This is a genomic window from Iodobacter arcticus (genome assembly GCF_042664895.1).
Lineage (GTDB): Bacteria > Pseudomonadota > Gammaproteobacteria > Burkholderiales > Chitinibacteraceae > Iodobacter > Iodobacter arcticus.
Genome location: NZ_JBHTBQ010000033.1, coordinates 455,273 through 476,034 on the forward strand (window position 1 = coordinate 455,273; position 20,762 = coordinate 476,034).

Here is a 20,762-nt window from a genome sequence, read left to right on the forward strand (position 1 = left end):
GATGGCGCTGCGGTGGGTTACGGCTTAGATGATGCGGTGCCCTAACCCATCCTACGGGTCTGCATGGGCTGAGGTTCTTGAGAAAATGATGAATTTCGTAAGGTGTGCAAGTGGTTTTCTTGCGCACCATGCCATGGTGCGTAACGACTTCGTCGTTTCTCTCCCTACGAAATAGATTCATTGGCGCTTTACACCGCCGCCATTCTGCCATTCATCAAATAATCAATCAGCTCGCGCACAGGGCGGATGGCGTCTCCGAATGGGAGGGCGCCGTTGCCTCTAAAAAACAAGCCTTTGTCGACTTCGCCGTGCATGGCAGAGGCGAGCTTGAGGTCGATGCAAAATTGGCCGACTTTATTCAGGCCATCGCGCAGGCCGCAGTGGCTTAGGCAATCCATGCGCTGGGTGCAGCGGCGTGGGTCGGCCTTGGCGATGGCTTGCAGATGGCTTTCGCGGCGCAAGTATTGCTTCAGCCAAGGCGTGGCAACAGCGCGGGCGGGTAGGCCAGCTACGCTGACAAACTCGGCCAGATCGCTGGCTTTGGCGTTGATTAAGGTTTGTTTAAAGTTAATATGCGCATCGCCTTCTTCACAAACCGCAAAGGGAGTCCCCAGCTGTACGGCATCTGCGCCATTATTTAGCCAATGGCTTACTTTTTCATGGCTATCAATTCCGCCTGCGACGATCAATTTAGGGGCGTCGCGGCCTAAGCCCAGTTCGGCAAAGAGGGCGTGGCAATCGGCCAGCACTTTGGCAAAATCAAAACGCGGATCGTGTATATCGCTGAGGCGAGCCGCGCCCAAGTGACCACCTGCATGGCCGGGGTGCTCGATCACAATGGCATCAGCACGGCGGCCTTTTTTAAGCCATTTTTTTAAAATAATCGCCACGCCGCGCGCATCAGACAAAATCGGGATGAGTGCTACTTTGGGGTGGTCGCTTGTCATTTCAGGTAAATCAATGGGCAGGCCCGCGCCCATCACAATGGCGTCTGCACCGCTTTCGCAGGCTTGTTTTACCAGCGCCACATGGTCTCGAACGGCTTTCATTACATTAACCGCAATCATGCCGCAGCCATTGGCGATCTCTTTAGCTGCGCGAATTTCCCTGTCTAGCGCGGTTAGATTTGTTTTGTCGATCAGATCTGCATCAAGGCAGCGATGTGTTGCCGCGAGTAAATCAGGATGGTGTTGGCGTAAATCCACACTGGCAATGGTGCCGAGAGCATTTTCTTTGGCAACAGCACCCGCAAGTTTATGTGCTGAAATACCCACGCCCATGCCGCCTTGCACAATAGGTAAGAGGCTGCGTCCTGCAATCTGAAGTGGTTTAAAGCTCATTTTTTATCCTTACGTAGATAAGGGATAGCATAAGCGCCTGGATTATTTGCGTATTGTGCAAGGTCAAGTGTGTGCTTGTGGGTAAGGGATAAATCGCCCATTTTTGGGCGTTTCTATTATGATTGCTGTTGATATTTGTAAGTCTAACCACCTAGGGGCATAAGATGGCTGAAGAAGCAGCGGTAGCAGGGGGCTCGCAAGATGCTTTTCTGGAAGAAAAATCGTTCGAATCCCGGTTTGTTTTTATTATCGGCACCATTAACGATGTGTTAGCCAAAGATACGGCACGGCGCTTGATTGCTTTGGCGACTGAATCGGCTAAGCCGATCAATGTGCTGATCTCGTCCCCCGGTGGGCATGTGGAATCGGGCGATGTCATTCACGACATCATCAAATTTATTCGTGCGCCGGTAAATATGATTGGCAGCGGCTGGGTGGCCAGTGCAGGAGCGCATATTTTTCTTGCTGTGCCAAAGGATCGAAGGGTGTGCCTACCAAATACGCGCTTTTTGATCCATCAACCCAGCGGTGGTATGGGCGGGTCGGCTTCTGATGTAGAAATCCAAGTGAAAGAAATTATCCGGATGCGTGAGCGGATTGCGGCGGTGATTGCTAAAGAAACTGGCCAAAGCCTAGAAAAAGTGCTGAATGATATTGAGCGGGATTTCTGGATGAACCCGCAGGAGGCGATTGAATACGGCCTTGTATCAAGGGTGATTCAAAGTCATGCTGATTTGGAGTAAACGTAAGCTAGCTATCAACAGCCCTCAGCGATTTGAGGGCTGTTGTTTTTTATGCGTGGGTAGAAAATACCGTCTGGCTCAATGCAGGGCAGTTTTGTAAGGATTGTTGCAGGGCGGTTTGTGATCTGCGGCAAGCTACGATATGCATACGGTTGGCTGCTGCTGCGGCGCGATAGTTTTTCATCACGTTATGGCCTAGAAAATCGGTAAATAAAATCATGATATCCATATCCTTTAAACCGCTGGGTTTACGCTGATGGGATGGATTTCGGCCCGTAATATGCTCGCCTATGGTGATGCCATACAGGGCGAGTAATTTTGGAATATGGCCAAGATGGTCTGCGCCAACAATATACGCTTGCATAGCTGCCCTTTATTTGAAAGGTATACGATCAGCGTAGCAGCTCTTTATAGATCCATTAAGAATATTAAATTAAATCAATATTCTTTTTTTTGTTGGTGCATCTTGCTGTGCTTAGGTTTTTAGCACAGGTTTTTTGCAGGCAGGCGCAAAAGGGTTTGCATATACTGGATTTAGCCTGGAGTAAGCCTATGTCTTATCTGCATATCCGCCGTTATCAGTCAAAAGATGCACTTGAATTGCATGATTTATATTACACAAGCATTCATCAGGGTTGCCAGAATGATTACAGTGCTGAGCAGTTAGCTGGCTGGGCACCTAAAGAATTTAACCCTGAGCACTGGGGCAAATTACTTGGCAAATTAAGCCCTAGGGTGGTGGAGTACAAGGGCAAGCTGGTGGCGTACGCTGATTTGCAAAAGGATGGCTTCATTAACCATTTTTTTGTACATGGTGATTGGCAGGGCAAGGGTATTGGGAAGGGCTTACTGAGGCATTTAGAAGACCGGGCCCTTGAAATGCAGCTGCCTGATGTTTTTTGCTTTATCAGCATCAGCGGGCAGGGGTTTTTTATTTCTCATGGCTTTGTTGTGGATTACACCCTATCTACCGAAGTACATGGGCAGTGGATAGAAAACGCTTTAATGCGTAAGCATCTTACGCAGCCTGAATAGCTCAGCCCAAGACGCGGCTTAGCTCCCATTTACAAGGGCATTATTAAGCTGATAAAGCAGCCCCATCTGTGGCGCAATTTTAAATTGCCCTTTTACGTGAATTCGATCGGTGCTTATCTTAACGGGCTGCTGGCTATTCACCAGTACCATGGCTTCTGCGCTGCCAGGCATGCAGGTGGCGCAAGTGGGCTGCTTGGCCGATAAAATAAAGCGCCGCACACTCGTACCCGATTGCAGGGGAAACATAAATCCCGCCAGCTTAATGTCTTTTTGCTCCAGCGCTTTGATGCCCGAATCAAAAGTGGTTTCTACCTCGCCAAATAAGCCTTGTGTTACTTGCACCTTGGCGAGCAGTGACCAGCTCACCAGATTGTCTTCGGCATTAAAAGCTAAAGATGCGAGTAAACCTGCCAAGGCTAAAAGGCTAAGGGGGAGGATGAGTTTGTGCATGGTTGGGGGCTGTTGTTTGTAGTGGGTATAACTGGATTGCTGCATTCGTAGGGCGGGTGAAACCCGCGTATTTTTTTGCATTGCTCACGTGTTTCACCCGCCCTACGGGTTACGGTCAGCTTATTTCAAAGCATCCAAAATCGCCTGCGTATTATGGCTGAACATGGCTAGCCAGCTGGGGGCGTTTTTAGATAGGGCGTCGGTATAGAGCGGCGGGCCGACTTTGGCTTGGGTTTCGCGGGCGATTTGCTCGATCAACTTGGGGTTACTGATATTCTCGGCAAACACCGCGCGAATATTGTTTTTGCGGATTTCACTAATCAGCGTCGCCATCTGGCGGGCGCTAGGCTCGGCTTCGGTAGAAACACCTTGCAAAGGCAGCAATTGCAGCTGATAGCGCGCACCCAAATAGCCGAGTGCATCGTGCGACGTCACCACTTTACGATTCGCAGCCGGGATAGCGGCAAAGGCAGTGCTTGCTTTTTGATCAAGCTGCTTAATTTGCGTGGTAAAGCGCGCGGCATTTTGCGCGTATTCTGTGGCGCCTGCCGGATCAGCCTTGCTTAAAGCCAACTTGATTTCTTCGACCATAGACATCACGGCACGTGGATCATGCCAAGCATGCGGATCGGTATGACCATGCTGATGGCCTTTGTGCCCGTGATCATCATCGGCTATTTCGCGTGGCTTGATGTTTTTGCTGACGGTAATCACTTGCCCTTTATAGGCCGAAGCCTGCTCGACTCGCTTTAACCAGCCCTCAAAGCCCAAACCGTTCACAAAGAATAGCGAGGTGGCGGAGAGTTTTTTTAAATCCGCAGGCTTGGCTTGCCAGATATGCGCATCTTCATCCATGCCTACGAGGCTGCTGACCTCCACCCTCTTGCCGCCTACTTCCTGAACTAAATTAGATAACACGCTAAAACTAGCGGCGACTTTAAGGGGGGCCGCTTGGGCAAGGCTGCTGGCAGCCAGTAGTAGGGCGAGTAAATGTTTACGCATGGGGGAGTCCTTTGGTGGTGTGTTGATTATTATTTAAGTGCCTTCGGCACAGTGTTTAGGTGCGGGCGTCCCGCTGGACCTTCCTTTCTTGTGTGGCCAAGAAACGAAGCCAAGCCACAAACTCAAAACACGAAGGCTCCTGCTGCGGTCCAATCGAGCCGGCGGCGGGCGGGATTAGCTCGCTGCCTCGCTCCCTTGCCGAAACCCCGTCCCGCTTGTTCCTCGCTCCGGCGTGTTTCAAGGGGGGATTTAAACCCCGTGCTACTCACTGCGACACGAATCCAGATGGCTGGGTTTTAACATACTAAAAACCTGAAAAATTACTTAATTCAAGCTTTGTCTTTCTCCGTGAAACTCCGTGTTCTCTGTGCCCTCCGTGGTTCAAGATCTGGGTTTTACTATCCACCTAAACCGCATGATGCCTCGCTTTTCGGCGGGTAAATAAGCCGAAGGGGGCAAAGAGCAGCGACAGGCAGTACACTCCGCCAGCAATTAGCACAATGGCAGGGCCAGACGGTAAATCCCATTGGTAAGACGCAATCAGCCCCGCTACGCAGGCAAAGAGGGCGATCAGCCAAGATACAACAAACAGCATCGATAAGCGCTCTACCCAGAGGCGGGCGGCGGCGGCGGGGAGCATCATTAGGCCAACGGCCATCAGCGTGCCCATTGCCTGAAATGCAGCCACAAAATTAAGAACTGCAATCACCATAAAGCCAATATGAAAGCGCATGCCATTGCCGCTGGTGGCGGCGATAAAGCCAGAATCTGCGCATTCCAGCACAATGCCGCGATATTCAATCGCTAGCCAAAGCAGGGTGATGCTGGCAACAGAGCTAACAATCAACAGCGATGGATCATCAATCGCCAAGACCGAGCCAAATAAAAGGTGGATCAGATCGACGCTGCTGCCCCATTTAGAAACAATCAGCACGCCGATGGCGAGGGCTAATAAATAAAATCCGGCAAAGCTGGCGTCTTCATTTAAACGGGATTTTCTAGCCACCACGCTGGCAGCAAGGGCAACGAGCAGGCCTGCGATTAAGCCGCCACCGGCTAGCCAAGGCAGGGTGAGCCCCCCGAGTAAAAAGCCAATCGCAGCGCCGGGTAAAACGGCGTGTGATAGCGCATCGCCAAATAAGGACATGCGTCGTAGCAGTAGTAATATGCCAACTGGCGCGCAGCCGATGGCGAGTGCCATGCTGCCAATCAGGGCGCGGCGCATAAAGGCGAACTCGCCTAAGGCGCTGATGATTTCAAATTGAGCCATTATTCGCATACCTCGCACCAAGCGGCATCATTGCGCCAGTGCTGAGCACGGCGATTGGCTTCGGCCAGTAGCGATTCAGTCAGCACATCGGGCGTGTTGCCCCATGCGATGGCCGATTGAGCCAGTAGCAGCGTTTGCGGGTAATGCGCCCGTACTTGCGAAATATCGTGCAAGACGGTGATCTGTGTTTTACCCATGCGGTGCCAGTTGTGTTGTACTTCTAAGAGCTTGGCTATGGTGTTGCTATCCACATTGGCAAAGGGCTCGTCTAGCAGCAGTACATCGGCGTCTTCTACAATCAGCCTTGCAAAACGTGCTCTTTGCAGCTGCCCGCCTGATAGATTGTTGATGGGGGCATTGGCAAAATCACTTAAGCCGACTTGCTCTAAAGCACTCTCGGCGTGCTCACGATCTTGCTTGGATAAGCCACGCCAAGCGCCGCGTCTAGACCAAGCACCCGCCAAGGCCAGCTCTCTGACCATTAAGGGGAATTGTTTATCCAGCGTTGAGAGTTGCGCCAAATACGCTACCTTGCCGTGGGCATGGATATGGCCTTTATCCGGCGTTTTGATGCCTGCCAAGGCGGAAAGTAGCGTCGATTTGCCCGCGCCATTAGGGCCGACAATCGCGGTGTGGCTGCCGGTTTCAAAGCGGCCGGATAGGGAATGTACCGCTGCACGGTCGCGATAGCACAGCGTAAGCTGGTGGACTTCCATCATGCTTGCAAAGCCCAATCAGTGAGCGCCCATAGCAGCAACAATAAAGGCAACACACACAACACCCGCTGCCACGCTGCCATTTCAAATAAACCTTTCACTTTCCTTTTCCTTTTTGTGCAACGCGATTTCTTATTTACAATAGCAATTTATGGATCGCTTGTGCAAGTCAGTTGCATTTGGCGTGAATATTGTAGATGCATAGGGGAGGGGAAAGCTTGGTGCAGGTACGCGCATCAAGTAAGGTCATTTTATGCCACAAACTGTAGGCCGCAAAGTTTGATGCTTTATCCAAACGCATTGCGTGGTCACTACAGCAAAGCCACTTGCTTGAGGTTGAAGCTCAGGGTGTTGTCAGCTGGGCTTATTTCCTCATTATTTAACTCAGTGGGGGCTGGTTTTTGTGTGCCGTCCGCCATCAAAAATAATAAAGCCGACGCACATTAAAATAAGTGCGAAAAATGCCAAGCCTTACTGTTGTCGTTCCTAAGGTCTAATTTTTGTTAGAAACCCTTTTTTAAAGTTTGAAGCGAGATTTCATGATTGAGTTTAGAGTCTGTTGACGTTTGATTCACAATGACGCTAAGCCGGAAAACGCCCAGGCACAAGGCATGCAGAGTGTGATTGACTGCAATTACCGGGGAGCATAACGTAGCGGATAGTCATTTTCCGGCTAAGCCCCAAAACTACAGCCAACGCAGCCGTGAATCAAATGTCAACAAACCCTGAGCAGGTTTAGTCTGTATCACCGAATTTTGAGAGAAAAGCGAGGGTTGTCCCGAGTTTTATTAACGGTCGAAAGGGTATTCAGATGAAGATTGCGCAGAGTGATGAAATACGCGAGCTAGCCAAAACCTATATTGAGGCATTGCATCAGCATAATATCCCCCTCTTATCGTCCTTGTTTCATCTGGATGCGGCATTGTCGGGTTTTATGGATGGACAATATGATCATGTGCCGATTGCCCGATGGATTGATCAAGTAAAGCAAATGCCCATCCAGCACAAGGCCCAATCTGAGAGCGAGATTCTGCGTGTTGATGGATCTAATGAGTATATTGCTAGCGTTAAACTTACTCATACTTTTCAAGGGATTCATTTTCTTAATGATCTATCACTCGTTAAAGAAAATGAGCGGTGGTTGATTATTCACAAGAACTTTAGCGGCGTTTATAAATTATAAGGACGATGCAATGACCTCATCTGTATTGAGTAGTAACGTAGAAGAAGGCTGGAAAAACTATGATGATTTTGCAGCAGGGATTGATACCAACCGCTTACCAGGCAGCTGTGACTGGGCTAATCGAACTTTGGACATTCAGTTTGACAATCAACAGATTTTGAATCTTGTGTTTGATGTGAATCGAGTGACATGGTCTTACCAAGGGGAGTCTGGGCATGATGTTTATGAAGAGGTAAAAACATCAGAAAATCATTATTTCTTTGATCTGCAGTTGGCACATAAACCCAACGAAAGTTTGACTTTTGTTTTGAATCAAAAAAGCGGTCGCGTGTTGGCGGTGCGTAGTGTGATTTTAGCTGAGGGGCAAATAGAAGAGGGCTCTCGGCTGGTGCAGACGTTTTTAGTCGGTAGCATACTCGGCATGACACCTGCAAATATAGTGCCTGCGCCGACGCGTGAGTTAATTGGCTATCGCACGTTAAACGTGTATTCACCGAATCATTATTACGAACATTTCTATGTCAACTCCAAACGCTATGCTTGGCAAAATTTGCGCGGCGAACAGTTTGGTCAAGGGGATATGGATTATGCCACTTGTTATAAATTTGAAGAGGATATGTACGTTTTTACTTTTAGGGAAAAAGTCATTCCTGTTTGCTCGGTGTTTTTCTTCGATTATAAAATTGGCCGTTGTACGGGGAAATTTTTGGGGCTTTCCCGCGACAATCAACCCATGGTGACTCGGGCAGGTGCGCTCATTTATAAGATGAGCTACAACTGTTACCCGGTTGGTGTTGAGCCAATGTAAGACAAAGTTGGAGCGCAAAAAAAACGGTGCGCAAGAAAAACGACTTGCGCACCCTATAAAAAACCAACAATGTTTTGATCAGGGCATGACAGGGTTTGGTCAGCACCACGCTATGATTTGTACAGTGTGGCAATGGCAATTCAAACCTTACTTTTCTCGGTGAAACTCCGTGTTTTCTGTGGCCTGCGTGGTTCAAGACTTGGGCTTTGTCATGCAATAACTCAAGCTCCTTAACCCAAACGATAGCGGCTTACTTCACTTTGCATGGTGTCTGCTAGCTTACGTAATTGCTTGGCCGAATCGGCTTCGTGTTTGGCAGCTGCGTGGGCTTCTTCGGCCATGCTGGCGGTACGTTCTACTTGCAAGGCCATGGCATGGCTGGCGGCGCTTTGCTCGTTAATGGCCAGAGAAATATCGCTGACTTGCGCCACCACATGATGCGATGCGCTGCGAATTCCCCGCATGGATTTCCCTGCGTCGCCCACCATGGCCACGCCTTGATCAACCCGGCCCACTACATCCAGCATGCGTTCTGCCGCGCGGTTTGCTCCCTGATGGATGCGTTCTACTGAGCCTACAATCTGCTGGGTAGAGCGAGCCGTGCGCTCGGCAAGTTTACGTACTTCATCGGCTACCACGGCAAAACCACGGCCTTCTTCACCGGCGCGGGCGGCTTCGATGGCGGCATTGAGCGCCAGCAAGCTGGTTTGATCGGCGATTTCTTTAATGATTTGCACCATATTCTGGATTTCTTTATTGCTGTCTTGCAGCTCACCAAGCTCTCTGGACGCTTCGTCTACCTGGGCGGCAATGCCGTAAATCTGCTCCACCGTATTATCAATCACAGTAATGCCCAGCTCGGCCTGCGTGTGTGCCGCTTGGCTGATCTTATGGGTGTCTTGGCTGCGCTCGGCGATCAGGCTAATGCTGCTGCTGACTTCTTCTACTGTGGCCGCCATGGCCGAGGCCGTTTCACTAGCGATTTCGGCATTAATCGATTGTTGTTCGGCCATTTGAGCCAGCCCTGTTGCGGCTTGATGAACATCGCTGCTGTTTTTTTGAATTTGCTGGAAAGAGCCTTGAATATGCCCCAGCACCTGATTAATGGTTTGCACCATCTGGCCAATTTCGTCCTTACTGGTGTGCGGGATGCGTAAGGAAAGATCTAGCTTGTCAGCAATGCTTTGCATGGTGTTGACGGTATCTTGCAAAGGCTTACGAATTTGCGTGTAGATATAGCTACCAAGGCTGAGTAACAGCAGGCAGCTCAGCAGCACAATGCTTAAGAAAACCAGCTTGGCTTGCTGTTGATCGGTATTAAATTGATCGCGGGCCTGATTAATGGTGCGTGTGTTGTCATCGGCTAATTTTTTTAGCGCAGTATTCACTTGCATGCCCACTACAGTGCCGTACTGCTGCACATAAGTCTGGGCTTCTTCTTCATTATTCTCTCTGGAAAGTTTGAGCACTTCAGTGAAAACAGGATCGTATGCGGCCAGTGCGGCAGATAGTTCGCTGCTGCTTATCCATTTGCTGGTATTGAGCTTTTGTACGGCGTCGTTAATTTCTTGTGATAGTGCTTGAATACGCGGCTCGTACTTCTTTTTTCCTTCTGCATCGTGGGCCATGATGTGCTGATAAAGCTGCACGCGGCGCTCTTTAAAAGAGAGGCTGATTTGATTGAGGGTATGAATAGCGGGGATATTTTGTTCGGTGATTGTTTGCAGAGATTCATTTGCACTATTTAATTGCTGCCAAGCAATACTGGCAATAAGTAATGAAGATGTAAGTGCGAGTGCAATCAGGGAAATAAGTCGTTTAGAAATCGTCATGATGGGGGTTTTATGGTTTTAGTGCCGAATAAGTGGCGGATCATAGCGTTTTATTTGTTAAAATGTCATAAATTTAATAATGACAATTGTTATCATCTTGATTTTGATCGTTATTTAAACGTGCAATAAGGGTAAATAAGTAAATGTTTTAATTTATGTGGTGAGTATTCAATTTGCGCCAAGGCTGAAGTTTTTATGTAGCTATTACTTTTCTGTGTAAATTAATTGAAAGAATATTAACAAATTGCTTTCGTTATTATTTCTAATTTGTTTTTTTATTCTGATTATGCCGCTTGCTCAACAACATTATAAATATCGTAGGGCGGGTGAAACCTGCGTATTTATTCGGCATCGCTCGCGGGTTTTACCCGCCCTACAAATTCAGAAACTAAATCCCGCACTCAAGAAATTCATCTACGCAGAGTCTATTGAGCAAGAGGCATAATCAGGTTTTTTATGGTAATGGTGGTGTTTCCTAGGTTGAAGCCGCAGCTTAACCGCGTAAAAATGCCCTTGGCTGTATAAGCACAAGGGCTGGGCAGGTGAAGATTCGATTGATTCAATTTCGCTATGCCCGAGCCGTCGGGAGCTTGATATTGGCGCTTAATCGCTAGCAAGAACATGCGCGGGTGGCGATAGGAAGGGAAGGGTATTTTTGTAGCAGCAGTTTTAGCCGCGAAAGCCTCTGCTATTAAAAGTATTCGCGGCGAAAGCGCATTTCACTTCAATGGATAGGATGAAGCGGATGCGCTGCAAGGGCCTAAGCCTTAGACAATTTTGGCCGAGTAAAAGCATTTGGCACACATGGCTTGGTATCTGGAATTGCCGCCAATCAAGATTTGCTCGCCCGAGCCCTCACGTCAGCCCTGCGCATTAACGCGTGGATTCATGGTGGCTTTCTTGCCGCACTGACAAATGGTTTTCATTTCTTCCAAATCATCGGCCAGCGCTAATAAATAGGTGGAGCCTGGAAATGGCTCGCCTGAGAAATCAGTGCGAAGGCCATAGCAAATCACCGGAAAATTGCTTTGGTGGGCCAGAATATGCAGCTGTTTGACTTGTTGTGGGCTAAGAAACTGGGCTTCATCAATTAAAATACAGGCGACTTTTCGGCTGGCAAATAGCTGGTTAAAATCGGTATCCGCATTAAAAATTTCTGCTTGCCGGGTCATGCCAAGGCGGGAAGCCACGGTGCCTACGCTATGCCTGTCGTCAATTGCTGCGGTAAACAGGGCGATTTGCATATCGCGTTCTTCGTAATTATGGGCAACTTGCAGCATGGCCGTAGATTTACCCGCATTCATTGCGGAATAGCGAAAATAGAGTTTGGCCATGGTAGCTCCCGACGAAAAGTGCCGCATTCTACGCTGCAATAAGCGTGTTTGCGAGCGGCAGTGTTTAGCGCACGGTTTGCATTGCATGTTGCACGGGTAATCACATCAAGGATATGCCCCGTAAACTAACTTGCAGCAAACGCAGCTCTCACATCGGCAAAGGGGTAATCCGCCAGTTTGCCAAAATAGGCCATTTTACTGGCGCGATATTTGGTGAGCAGTGGCAAGGTGATGCCGCACAGAAAACAGCTGAGTAAATGGGCACTGAGTGGTTTGCCTGCCTTGATCAGCAGATCGGCGCACATGGCTTCTAAGTCTAAATCATCAACCGGCACAAGTGCGGGCGTGGCGGGCAGCGTGGCGGGCTTGCCGTGGCATACGCTGCAATGACCACAGGCGGCAGGGGCGGCTTCGTCGCCAAAGTAAATAGCCAATGTATGGCTTAGGCATTGTATGCTTTCAAAGAGCGCCAGCATTTGGGCGAGGCGGCCAATTTCTTTTTGTTCTTTGGCATTAAATTGCTGGTAAAGGCTGAGCGATAATTCATCCGGATTAATCGGCGTTAATACTTGATAAACGTCGGTCATTTGTTTGGTTTCTAGGCGTAAATAGCCGCTTTCATCCAGATACTCTAAGGCTGCAACGGCACGCTGGCGCTGAGCGGGAAATTCACTGAGGAAAGAATCAAAATCAAAGCTATACCATGTGCGGGCGAGCTTGGAATGCTTGAGTAAAGAGGCAATAAAGTCGCGGCGCTCTTCTTTAAAATTCCCCAAAAGATCGGCTTCGCTCATTTGTAATACAAAACGGTATTCGCTGTAATAGCTATACAGAGGCTGGATTTTTCCCTGCATATTTAAATAAACCAACAGCGTTTTTAATGGCAATTGGCGAATATTGCTTTGCGAGGATAAATCGTACAGCGTCATTTCCCACTGGCCGTTTTCCGTGTTGCTCACTATATTTTGCAATACTTTGGCAATTGATGCTTGCTCTGGCGTATCGCCATACACAAAGTTTTGCAGCAGATTCAGGCCATCCTGGCTGCCCAGTAAAGTACAGAGCGATTTTTTACCATCACGCCCGGCGCGGCCAATTTCCTGGCTGTAGTTTTCTACCGATTTAGGTAAGTCGTAGTGAATCACCTGACGGATATCGCTTTTATCGATGCCCATGCCAAAGGCAATCGTTGCCACAATCACTTGTGACTCGCCTCGCATAAAATCGTCTTGAATTTGCTGGCGCACCACATTATCCAGCCCCGCATGGTAGGCGGTGGCGTGAATGCCCTTGCTCTGCAACATGGTTGCGACCACTTCGGCGGTATTTTGCTGGGTAACATACACCACACAGGGCGCATTGGGCGTTTTGCCAAGCACATGAATCAGCGTGGCGTCTTTATGGGCGCTTTCTGTGGGGCGAATATGCAGATGCAAATTAGAGCGATAAAAGCCGGTAACGGTAATGTGCTTGTCCTGAATGGCAAATTTGGCCGCCATATCTTTAATCACCGCCGGGGTGGCGGTTGCAGTCAGCAACAGCGCCTGCGGGATGTTTAATTCGCGTTTGTAATCAGGTAGCTTCAGATAATCGGGGCGGAAGTTATGGCCCCATTCAGAAATACAGTGCGCCTCGTCGATCACCAAGAGCGAGACGGGGATTTGCGCAATAAAGCGCCGGAATCGCTCATTTTTTAAACGCTCTACTGACACCATCAAAATCTTAAGCTTGCCTTCCTGCGCATCTTTCATCACCTGCTGGGTTTCTTCGCGGCTTTGGCTGGAATCAATGGCGGCCGAGGCGATGCCCTTACTTTGCAGAAAAGCCAGCTGATCGCGGATTAAAGCCAAAAGCGGGGAAATAACCAGAGTGAGATGCGGCATTTGTAAGGCGGCAAGCTGATAACAGAGCGATTTTCCTGATCCAGTCGGAAAAATCGCCATCGCCGAATGCCCGTCCACCAGTGCTTCAAGGACTTCACGCTGACCATTACGAAACTGGCTAAAGCCAAAGTAGTGTTGAAGTTGTTCGGAAAGCGGTACGGGGTTAAGCATAAGACTTTGATTCCAGAGTGCAAGATAACAAGCTAAAACAATAAGCGTAATGGGGGCGAATATTAACAGAGTTGTAAGATTTTTGCCGAGTTATTGATGGTTTGTTTGGCCTATTCAATGGCGATGGCAGGATTAGATTTAAGAGGCTCCCGTGCTAACCATCTGTATTGATCGCTGCCGAGCATAAAAATCGCCATTCCTGCTTGATTTCTGGGTAGTTTAAACAGGAGCTCACCTGTCGCAGAGATGACTGCACTTTCGCCAAGGTAAGAAGAGTCTGGCGTATTGAGTGAGTTAGGCCAGTTGCATTGAATAAGATGGGCTGCTGATTGCTTTGCAAGCTGCTGAGCCATAGGCAGGTAATCTATTTCAAAAGGATCTGGCGGATTGCTGGGGGCGTGTCCAATGAGACTAGGCCAAAAAATAATATCGCAAATGCCTGGAGTTAGTTGCGTGCTGATGGACTCTAAATCCTCTACTTCACGGCAAAGCACGGATGTGCAGCGAGTTTGGTGTAAATAAGCAATAGGGCGGCTTGATCCCGCAGCAAAAAAGCTTGCTTCGGTAGGCGTAAGGCCGATTTTACTGCTCACAGCGGCGATTTCACCCAACTCGTTAATATGGATATGACTGTTAAATGGCGGCTTATCCTGAGTGAAAGTCGGTGTGCCAACCACGCAAGCTATTGATTTTTCATTACAAAATACACGTATCTGGCGTAAAGCGTGCTCGACACGAAGCGGCTCTGCTTCTGTTTTAATCAAGCGGTGAAACCCTGTGATCGCCAGTTCCGGAAAAACACATATGTGCGCCCCTGCCTCTGCCGCTTGGGCTAAATCTTCCAGAATAGCAATTGTGTTTTCTTCGCAGCGCCAATGCATTTTGGATTGAACGATGGCAATGCGGGGAGAACGATGGGCTCTATTCATTTTTTGCATATTAAGGGGCTAAGAAGGTTGCTTGTAGGGAGGGTAAAGCCCCGTGTGCGCTAACTAAAATACAACTGGGCTTCACCCTCCCTGAATATTGGCGTAATTAAACGGGAAAGGCGCGTTGTTCTGCACGCTTGATCATGCCTCTGAGCAAGATGGCCTGCACAATGGTGGCCATATTTGAGCTGGCCCAATAAACACCGATCGCGGCGGGTAAGGTGATGAGGGCGATGATGGAAATCATCACCGGAATCATCAGTATTAGCAGGCTGCTAGTGTCGCTCGTTGCGCCAGGCATGAGGATCAAGCCGAGGAACATCAGCGCACCTACTAAAATATTCAGTACAAAATTGGGCTTGGCTAAGCTGGCAATCCATAGAAACTTTGAGGTAATACTCATACGGCTTAACGCATGGAAAAACCCCATGCCAAACACGGCACGTGAAGTCAGGTTGATTAGCGTGGCCTTATTAAAAAATGAAATGCCATGCTCGCGATACAGCGCCATAGTTTGCTTTATGAGTTCGCTTGGCTTGCTCTTGTGTTGCTCGCTGAGCTTGGCCTGCATGGGCTTTAGTTTAGCTATTGCCAATTTGTTTTTATGCATTTGATGCGCTGAGGCGAGCGATAGCGGCATCATGGCGGCGCGAATGCAGAGCGTGAGCAGCATAATGGCGAGCGCTTCAGATAGGCCCAGATGAGATGTCAGCATGCTGATACTTACTGTAAATACATTCGTCCATAAGGCCCATAGCTCCATTGTATATCTCCATCGTGTTTGAGCCCTGCAAGCAGTGGCTGGTCTTAACTGCGACTAAATAAGGCGAGCTTGATGCCGAAAGAAATAAAAATCGCGCCGATGGCTCTATTCATCCAGCTAGAAAAAGCGCCGCTGATTTGAATGCGCTGGCTGATTTTTGCCGATGAGATGGCCAAGAAATGACACCACAACATGCCGTTAGCATTGAATATGCAGCCAAGTAAGATAAATGCAAGAGCTTTGGAAGGAGAATCGTTGGAAATAAATTGCGGCACAAAGGCGAGAAAAAAGAGGGCGACTTTGGGGTTAAGTAAATTACAGAAAAAACCTTGCAGAAAAACCGCCCGGTAAGCGAGTGTTTGCAAAGGCTGGCTGATGGCAGGTTGTGATGCCCGGCTCAATAAAAGCGTGCAGCCCATATAAAGCAAATAAGCTGCGCCTATATATTTCACAACCGTAAATGCCATTGCCGAAGTAGCTAAGAGGGTTGACAAGCCTAAAGCTGCGGCAAAAATATGCACCAAAGTGCCACTACCTATCCCCAGTGCCGCCGCCGAACCCGAGCGCCAGCCTTGCGCAGCACTACGGGAAACAATCAACAAAGAATCCGGCCCCGGCGCCATATTGAGTAGCAGGCCAGAAATAACAAACAAGCCTAAATCATGAATACCAAACATATGCGCGCCTTAATTTATAAAATTAAGGCGCGCATTTTAGCATTTTGCTTGCGTTAATGTTGCGTTTGGCGACAGTTATGTTTTTTTGGGGGGCTAGATTTTAACCACACAATTGGAACTACCCAGATACGGGATTGTTTTGCCTAGTTTGTATCTGCACATGTGTGGGCTGTTCAGTGCATAGGCAATGCTGGCCGATTCGGTCGTCTCATTGACCTAGTTTTTAGGGTTAGGTTTATGATGATTATTGTCTAATAGCGCATCAAAGCCTCTATTTTTAACGGCATTTAGATCGCGATAAAGATGTATCGCGAGATAAGTCCATCATTTTACTGATTTAGTCCTATGGGGAGCTTGAGTAAGCCGATTTTGTGTTTGATTAGGTTTGGATTTAGATTCGCAATCAGGCTACTTTTGTGCTTGTGCACTGTTTTGAATAAAGATTCGCTCCTCTATCAAAACGGGTAACCCCATCTTCTGATCTGACCTACTGGCATATCAAGTCTGAACTTCTACATTTCAGACCATATTATTGTCTGCGCCAGGAAGTTGGTGTGGCTCGATACCTGCCTGTACCCAGGCCAGCTTAATTCTGCCGAAGAAGCTGTTCTCAAATACGGTTTGCTTTACCTCTTCGAGTAGTGCGTTTTCAGGATCGCAAGCCATCAGCCAGAGCACCCCGTTGTGGTAGTTATAATGACCTTTCTTTTTGCTGCCATAAATTGCAGCGAGTGCCGCCATTGCTTCAGGTACACCTTGAGCTGCTTCTGATTGTAGTCTGGGTAGCATTTCAATGATGTGTTCAGGTGTTCTTAATATTGAACATAAGCGAAGGAGGGCATAGATTGCGTTGTGCCCGTCAAATTGTTCGTATTTGATGATTGTATCTAGTGTTTTTCTTTCTAAAGTTCGACGTTCATCATCAGTGCGGCAGGTGATTAATTGTTGACGATAAAGGACATATAGATTGCCACATGCCTCCTGCAAGTAGCTGTGCGATAGTCCTTGATAAAGCTTAATCGCACATTCGATATCTTGTCTAATACCTAAGCCTTGCTCATATAAATAGGCTAATTGAAATGTTGCACTGTCATTACTAAGCTCATATCCTTTCTTTGCCAGCAATACAGCTGATTGATAATCTTCGGCCTCGGTAAAAGTACTAATGAGGCCTCCCCAAATTGGGTTTTGCGGTTCAGCGAGCATGGCATCTTGAAACCACTGCTCAGCGATTGTTGGATTGCGTTGAAACCCATGTAAACCCTGATCACAAAAAAATGCATACAGGATACGAGCAGCAATTGTTTCTCGTGTTAAAGCACTATGTTTTATGGTGGCTACAAAGCTGGGGATGAATTCAGGATGCTTAAAGGTGATATTAAGGAGGGCAATAATATGATCGTCGTCGTCAATTTGCTCTTCCTCTAGGGCAATTTGGGCGTATGGGAGCGCCTCGGTCATTTTATCCCGGTTGATTAGGCTTACAACAATCCACATCGCCGACTCTTGGCGGTGAAAAGGATAGAGTGCACTATTCATTTGCTTTTTTGTTTTTGTTAACCATTGCCGAAAATCAGCTGGCTCAGAATCTGTGTCTGCATAGTTGCCAGCAAAATCATCTCGCCAGATTTCATGCTCCAAGCGGCTGCGTTCAATATCACTCAAATGTTGACATAATGGGGACGCAATAAGGGCCTGTATCCTTTCGTGGCTGCCCCCCCAGCGTGGCAAGAGAAAATTGATGTAACGTCGAAATAGCTGAAATTGCTTAGGATGGATTGCTAGCGAGGCGTGTAGCCAATATTCTTTATCATCAATGATCTTTCTATCAATTAGTGGCGAGATAAGCGCTGCAGGACGTGTTGTTGGGCAATATAGTGGCTGAGTAATGTCTAAACCAGAATCTTGTAGCATGGTTTTTAGTTCGGCCAGAGGGGCAGGCTTTTTGGGGAGTTCGTATTGAATCTCTGAATTGGCTAATTGGCCTGTTAAAATCAGTTGATGTAGCCATTCAGGCTCGTTAAATGCGCCTATCGACTGGATGATGGTACTAGGCACGATCCACAATGAGGGGTCAAGTTGTAGTGCTTTAAGCCCCGCAACATACATGCGAGAGGCACAAGCTTGTGCTGCCAGCCACATTGATTCACTCACTTTGTCTATGGTATCGGTACTGCGATAGCGGTAAGCCCAGCAAAACCAATACTGTGCCTCGATGGCATGGGCATAGCCAGATTCGGGCATGGCTTCTTGCCATTCTTGTAAAAGGGTAAGACCTTGTGGGCCTAAATTGCAAATTTGATTGACTTCAAATTCAAAAAAATTGATGTAATGTATTTCGTGAGCATCTTGCACTGTTTCACGTCGAATTTCGTTGACTGCTAATTTATTTGCTTCATACAGGTTTTGCTCAATATATTGGTATTGCCCGCTTTGTAAGCGTAGGATCAAATCATAAAGCAATACTTCTTCTTGGATAAATTGTGGCTGATACGCAGGGGGTTCAGTCGCTAATTGAGGCGACTGATTTAATATTGGATCGATCATGCTGTAGCTCCAAACTCAAAAGGATATTAAACGGGTGGGGCAGATTTTGGGATATGCTCTGGATCGAAAATACGAACCGCATTCCAAGGTAGCGTTTGCCAATTACCGTTATGGGTAGCGAGATAATGTTCAACTTCCATCTTTGCACGTTGAGATGGGCCGCCCTGACCTGTATGCGCAGTCCAAGCTGCTCGACCATTGGCATAGGCGTAGGCAAAATCAGTCCAGCTATCAAAACAATCTTGAGCACGTTGTGCGTTTAAAAATAAGATGAACCATGCCCTTGATTCATCAATTAAATTAAAAATAACCATGCAGCGAATTAAAAAAACGACTCGAACACATTCAAATGCAATAGCGTCACGAACGATTCCTGCGTTGGCTGAGTGATAAAAAAATGCGGAATGCTCAGGGGAGAATCCATTCAACCAGCTTTTTAATAAATGTGAGGCCTGAGTTTGTAGATCCTGATTGATTTGCATGCCCGTTTCTTTTAAGAGGGCATTAAATAATTGTTCGCGCCGGTGGCTGTCTATCGCTACTTTGAGTTCATAGCTATCGCAGTTGATATTGTGTCGGCGATATAAGATATCCCCCAAGGCTAAAGCAAAACGGCGTCGATAAAATGCGGGTAAGAGTGGCGCGTTTTGATCTTTTATTTCAGTTTCTTCATATCTTACCCAGCCAAGTATACGCAATACGGGCTTGCAAAATAGATATAAGATTTTGATAAGTTGAAAGGTGAATATCAGTGGTGTCAATATAATCACCACAGCTAAATTACGCAAAAAACTTAGCATGATGCATCCTTTGCGTAATCTGATCCGCTTAGAGGAATACCTTCGATTTGCCACTGCTGGCCTTGGCCATTCAGAATTTCGCTTAGCCAAGCCGGATCGTTAGATTGCTGGTAAAGCTGTGAGCTGGCCAAGCGTAATGTGGCATCCAACCCCAAATTTGTTATTTTATGAAGCGGTGCGCTTGCTAGAGCCAGCCATTGCTGTTGCGGACTAAGTTGCGTAAACATTGCAAATAATTGTGGCTGTCGGGTAAGAATATTATTTTGTTGTTGAAGGTCTGTCAGCTCTGTTAGTAATTGCCACTCTGAGCTTTCTTGCTGGGCTATCAGTCCCATTGCTTCACAGTCATAGTGTGTTTCAGGCGTTATATTTAAGTGCCGTAGTAGCGCCAGAGTATCCATTGTATAGCGAGAGATTGGTGGGCGGTTTTGCTTTCCCTTGACCTGATCAATGCTCAAAAAATTATTGTCAATCTGTAGGCTAAGGGTGACATGTGGCGCGTTGCCACTAGACCGCAATGTAAATAAGCGAAGTTCACCAGCTTGAATTCTCTGTGTATAGGATTCGCCATACCCGCCTGTTAGGCGCTTTTTATCGCCAAATTGGCCTAAGCAATGTTGCATATGATAGGACTCATATGCTATTTCTTCGCGCAAATGGGGGCTAAGAGAGTCAAACATAAACCAAGTGCCGTTTGGGGTGCAAAGCACTTCTTTTAGGGCTAAGCCACTACTAGGAATCCAGCCGCGTCGCTGTCTGTCTTGTATTTGCGCATGTTCTTTTTCCCAGAGTGAAAAAGCATGAATACAGTTAATACGTTGTAATTTTCCTTCAATAGGTGTTCCTTGGCGCGAATTCAAGAACTCGACCAAGCGCCGTTCCCGCTCAAGCAATAAAGGTTGCTGAGGATGGATGTAAAAACAAGGTGTAGGCGTGGTGGCGCTATCAAAACGTTGTATTAGCCACTCTGGGGTGGGTTCACCGCTTAATAACAGGTATTGATTGGCAGATAGCACAGGTGTAGCTACATCGAAAGAACCAATCAGCCAGCGATAAAAATGGCTCATAAGCCATACTGTAATTTCCGGCTTATCGTTGCGTAGCATGCTGCGTTGTTGAATTGCTTGTTTGAGCGCAGGCGCGTTAATAATATCGCGTGCTTGATAGATACGGCTTGATTTTTTCTGACGCATTATTTGCTACTTGCTTTTGTATCTTGATAATTATATTTCAAAGGAGCTAGTTTGTTCCATACATGGCTTTAGCTAGGGTGTTCAAT

General features: G+C 47.6%; 19 protein-coding genes. 4 read left to right on the forward strand and 15 right to left on the reverse strand.

The window, feature by feature from the left end; all coding sequences use genetic code 11:
- Positions 1-188: 188 nt before the first annotated feature.
- Complete coding sequence (locus tag ACFQNF_RS16020; RefSeq protein WP_380188930.1) at positions 189-1,340, reverse strand: NAD(P)H-dependent flavin oxidoreductase; 1,152 nt, start codon at positions 1,338-1,340, stop codon at positions 189-191.
- A 164-nt stretch (positions 1,341-1,504) separates the two neighbouring features.
- Here ACFQNF_RS16020 and ACFQNF_RS16025 point away from each other — a divergent pair, with 164 nt between their 5' ends.
- Positions 1,505-2,083: an ATP-dependent Clp protease proteolytic subunit gene (locus ACFQNF_RS16025; RefSeq protein WP_046350000.1), complete on the forward strand. Its 579-nt coding sequence runs from the start codon at positions 1,505-1,507 to the stop codon at positions 2,081-2,083.
- Between the two features lie 49 nt (positions 2,084-2,132).
- Here the strand turns inward: ACFQNF_RS16025 and ACFQNF_RS16030 are convergent, their stop codons facing one another.
- Positions 2,133-2,447, reverse strand: coding sequence for a DUF2325 domain-containing protein (locus ACFQNF_RS16030; RefSeq protein WP_380188931.1), 315 nt, complete (start codon positions 2,445-2,447; stop codon positions 2,133-2,135).
- Between the two features lie 188 nt (positions 2,448-2,635).
- Between ACFQNF_RS16030 and ACFQNF_RS16035 the strand changes: the two genes are divergently transcribed.
- Positions 2,636-3,118 (forward strand): GNAT family N-acetyltransferase, encoded by a 483-nt coding sequence (locus ACFQNF_RS16035; protein ID WP_380188932.1) that lies wholly within the window; start codon positions 2,636-2,638, stop codon positions 3,116-3,118.
- 18 nt (positions 3,119-3,136) lie between these two features.
- On the opposite strand, the gene ACFQNF_RS16040 is transcribed toward ACFQNF_RS16035, so the two are convergent.
- From ACFQNF_RS16040 to ACFQNF_RS16055, 4 genes are all read right to left on the reverse strand, one after another.
- Entirely contained in the window at positions 3,137-3,649 is a 513-nt protein-coding gene (locus tag ACFQNF_RS16040; protein ID WP_380188933.1) for a DUF3299 domain-containing protein, read from the reverse strand.
- Positions 3,650-3,688: 39 nt separating this feature from the next.
- Positions 3,689-4,570: a metal ABC transporter solute-binding protein, Zn/Mn family gene (locus tag ACFQNF_RS16045; RefSeq protein ID WP_380188934.1), complete on the reverse strand. Its 882-nt coding sequence runs from the start codon at positions 4,568-4,570 to the stop codon at positions 3,689-3,691.
- A gap of 406 nt (positions 4,571-4,976) precedes the next feature.
- Complete coding sequence (locus ACFQNF_RS16050) at positions 4,977-5,840, reverse strand: metal ABC transporter permease (protein ID WP_380188935.1); 864 nt, start codon at positions 5,838-5,840, stop codon at positions 4,977-4,979.
- A complete protein-coding gene (locus tag ACFQNF_RS16055; protein WP_380188936.1) occupies positions 5,840-6,559 on the reverse strand; it encodes a metal ABC transporter ATP-binding protein in 720 nt (239 codons plus the stop codon). The genes ACFQNF_RS16050 and ACFQNF_RS16055 overlap by 1 nt, the downstream gene beginning before the upstream one ends.
- Positions 6,560-7,367: 808 nt before the next feature.
- Here ACFQNF_RS16055 and ACFQNF_RS16060 point away from each other — a divergent pair.
- Both ACFQNF_RS16060 and ACFQNF_RS16065 read left to right on the forward strand, forming a co-directional pair.
- Positions 7,368-7,739: a nuclear transport factor 2 family protein gene (locus ACFQNF_RS16060; protein ID WP_380188937.1), complete on the forward strand. Its 372-nt coding sequence runs from the start codon at positions 7,368-7,370 to the stop codon at positions 7,737-7,739.
- A gap of 10 nt (positions 7,740-7,749) precedes the next feature.
- Complete coding sequence (locus ACFQNF_RS16065) at positions 7,750-8,547, forward strand: MoaF C-terminal domain-containing protein (RefSeq protein ID WP_380188938.1); 798 nt, start codon at positions 7,750-7,752, stop codon at positions 8,545-8,547.
- 230 nt (positions 8,548-8,777) lie between these two features.
- On the opposite strand, the gene ACFQNF_RS16070 is transcribed toward ACFQNF_RS16065, so the two are convergent.
- From ACFQNF_RS16070 to ACFQNF_RS16110, 9 genes are all read right to left on the reverse strand, one after another.
- Positions 8,778-10,379: a methyl-accepting chemotaxis protein gene (locus ACFQNF_RS16070; protein WP_380188939.1), complete on the reverse strand. Its 1,602-nt coding sequence runs from the start codon at positions 10,377-10,379 to the stop codon at positions 8,778-8,780.
- Between the two features lie 860 nt (positions 10,380-11,239).
- Positions 11,240-11,713, reverse strand: coding sequence for a thymidine kinase (locus tag ACFQNF_RS16075; RefSeq protein ID WP_380188940.1), 474 nt, complete (start codon positions 11,711-11,713; stop codon positions 11,240-11,242).
- A gap of 125 nt (positions 11,714-11,838) precedes the next feature.
- Positions 11,839-13,767: a RecQ family ATP-dependent DNA helicase gene (locus ACFQNF_RS16080; protein WP_380188941.1), complete on the reverse strand. Its 1,929-nt coding sequence runs from the start codon at positions 13,765-13,767 to the stop codon at positions 11,839-11,841.
- Positions 13,768-13,877: 110 nt separating this feature from the next.
- Positions 13,878-14,696 (reverse strand): carbon-nitrogen hydrolase family protein, encoded by an 819-nt coding sequence (locus tag ACFQNF_RS16085; RefSeq protein WP_380188942.1) that lies wholly within the window; start codon positions 14,694-14,696, stop codon positions 13,878-13,880.
- A 106-nt stretch (positions 14,697-14,802) separates the two neighbouring features.
- The gene (locus tag ACFQNF_RS16090; RefSeq protein WP_380188943.1) at positions 14,803-15,459 is read right to left on the reverse strand and encodes a YidC/Oxa1 family membrane protein insertase; all 657 of its coding nucleotides are present in this window, start codon (positions 15,457-15,459) and stop codon (positions 14,803-14,805) included.
- A 44-nt stretch (positions 15,460-15,503) separates the two neighbouring features.
- Positions 15,504-16,136 (reverse strand): LysE family translocator, encoded by a 633-nt coding sequence (locus tag ACFQNF_RS16095; protein ID WP_380188944.1) that lies wholly within the window; start codon positions 16,134-16,136, stop codon positions 15,504-15,506.
- Between the two features lie 519 nt (positions 16,137-16,655).
- Complete coding sequence (locus ACFQNF_RS16100; protein WP_380188945.1) at positions 16,656-18,683, reverse strand: DUF4034 domain-containing protein; 2,028 nt, start codon at positions 18,681-18,683, stop codon at positions 16,656-16,658.
- Between the two features lie 26 nt (positions 18,684-18,709).
- Complete coding sequence (locus ACFQNF_RS16105; protein WP_380188947.1) at positions 18,710-19,483, reverse strand: DUF1266 domain-containing protein; 774 nt, start codon at positions 19,481-19,483, stop codon at positions 18,710-18,712.
- Positions 19,477-20,589: a hypothetical protein gene (locus ACFQNF_RS16110; protein WP_380188948.1), complete on the reverse strand. Its 1,113-nt coding sequence runs from the start codon at positions 20,587-20,589 to the stop codon at positions 19,477-19,479. The genes ACFQNF_RS16105 and ACFQNF_RS16110 overlap by 7 nt, the downstream gene beginning before the upstream one ends.
- Positions 20,590-20,762: the final 173 nt, after the last annotated feature.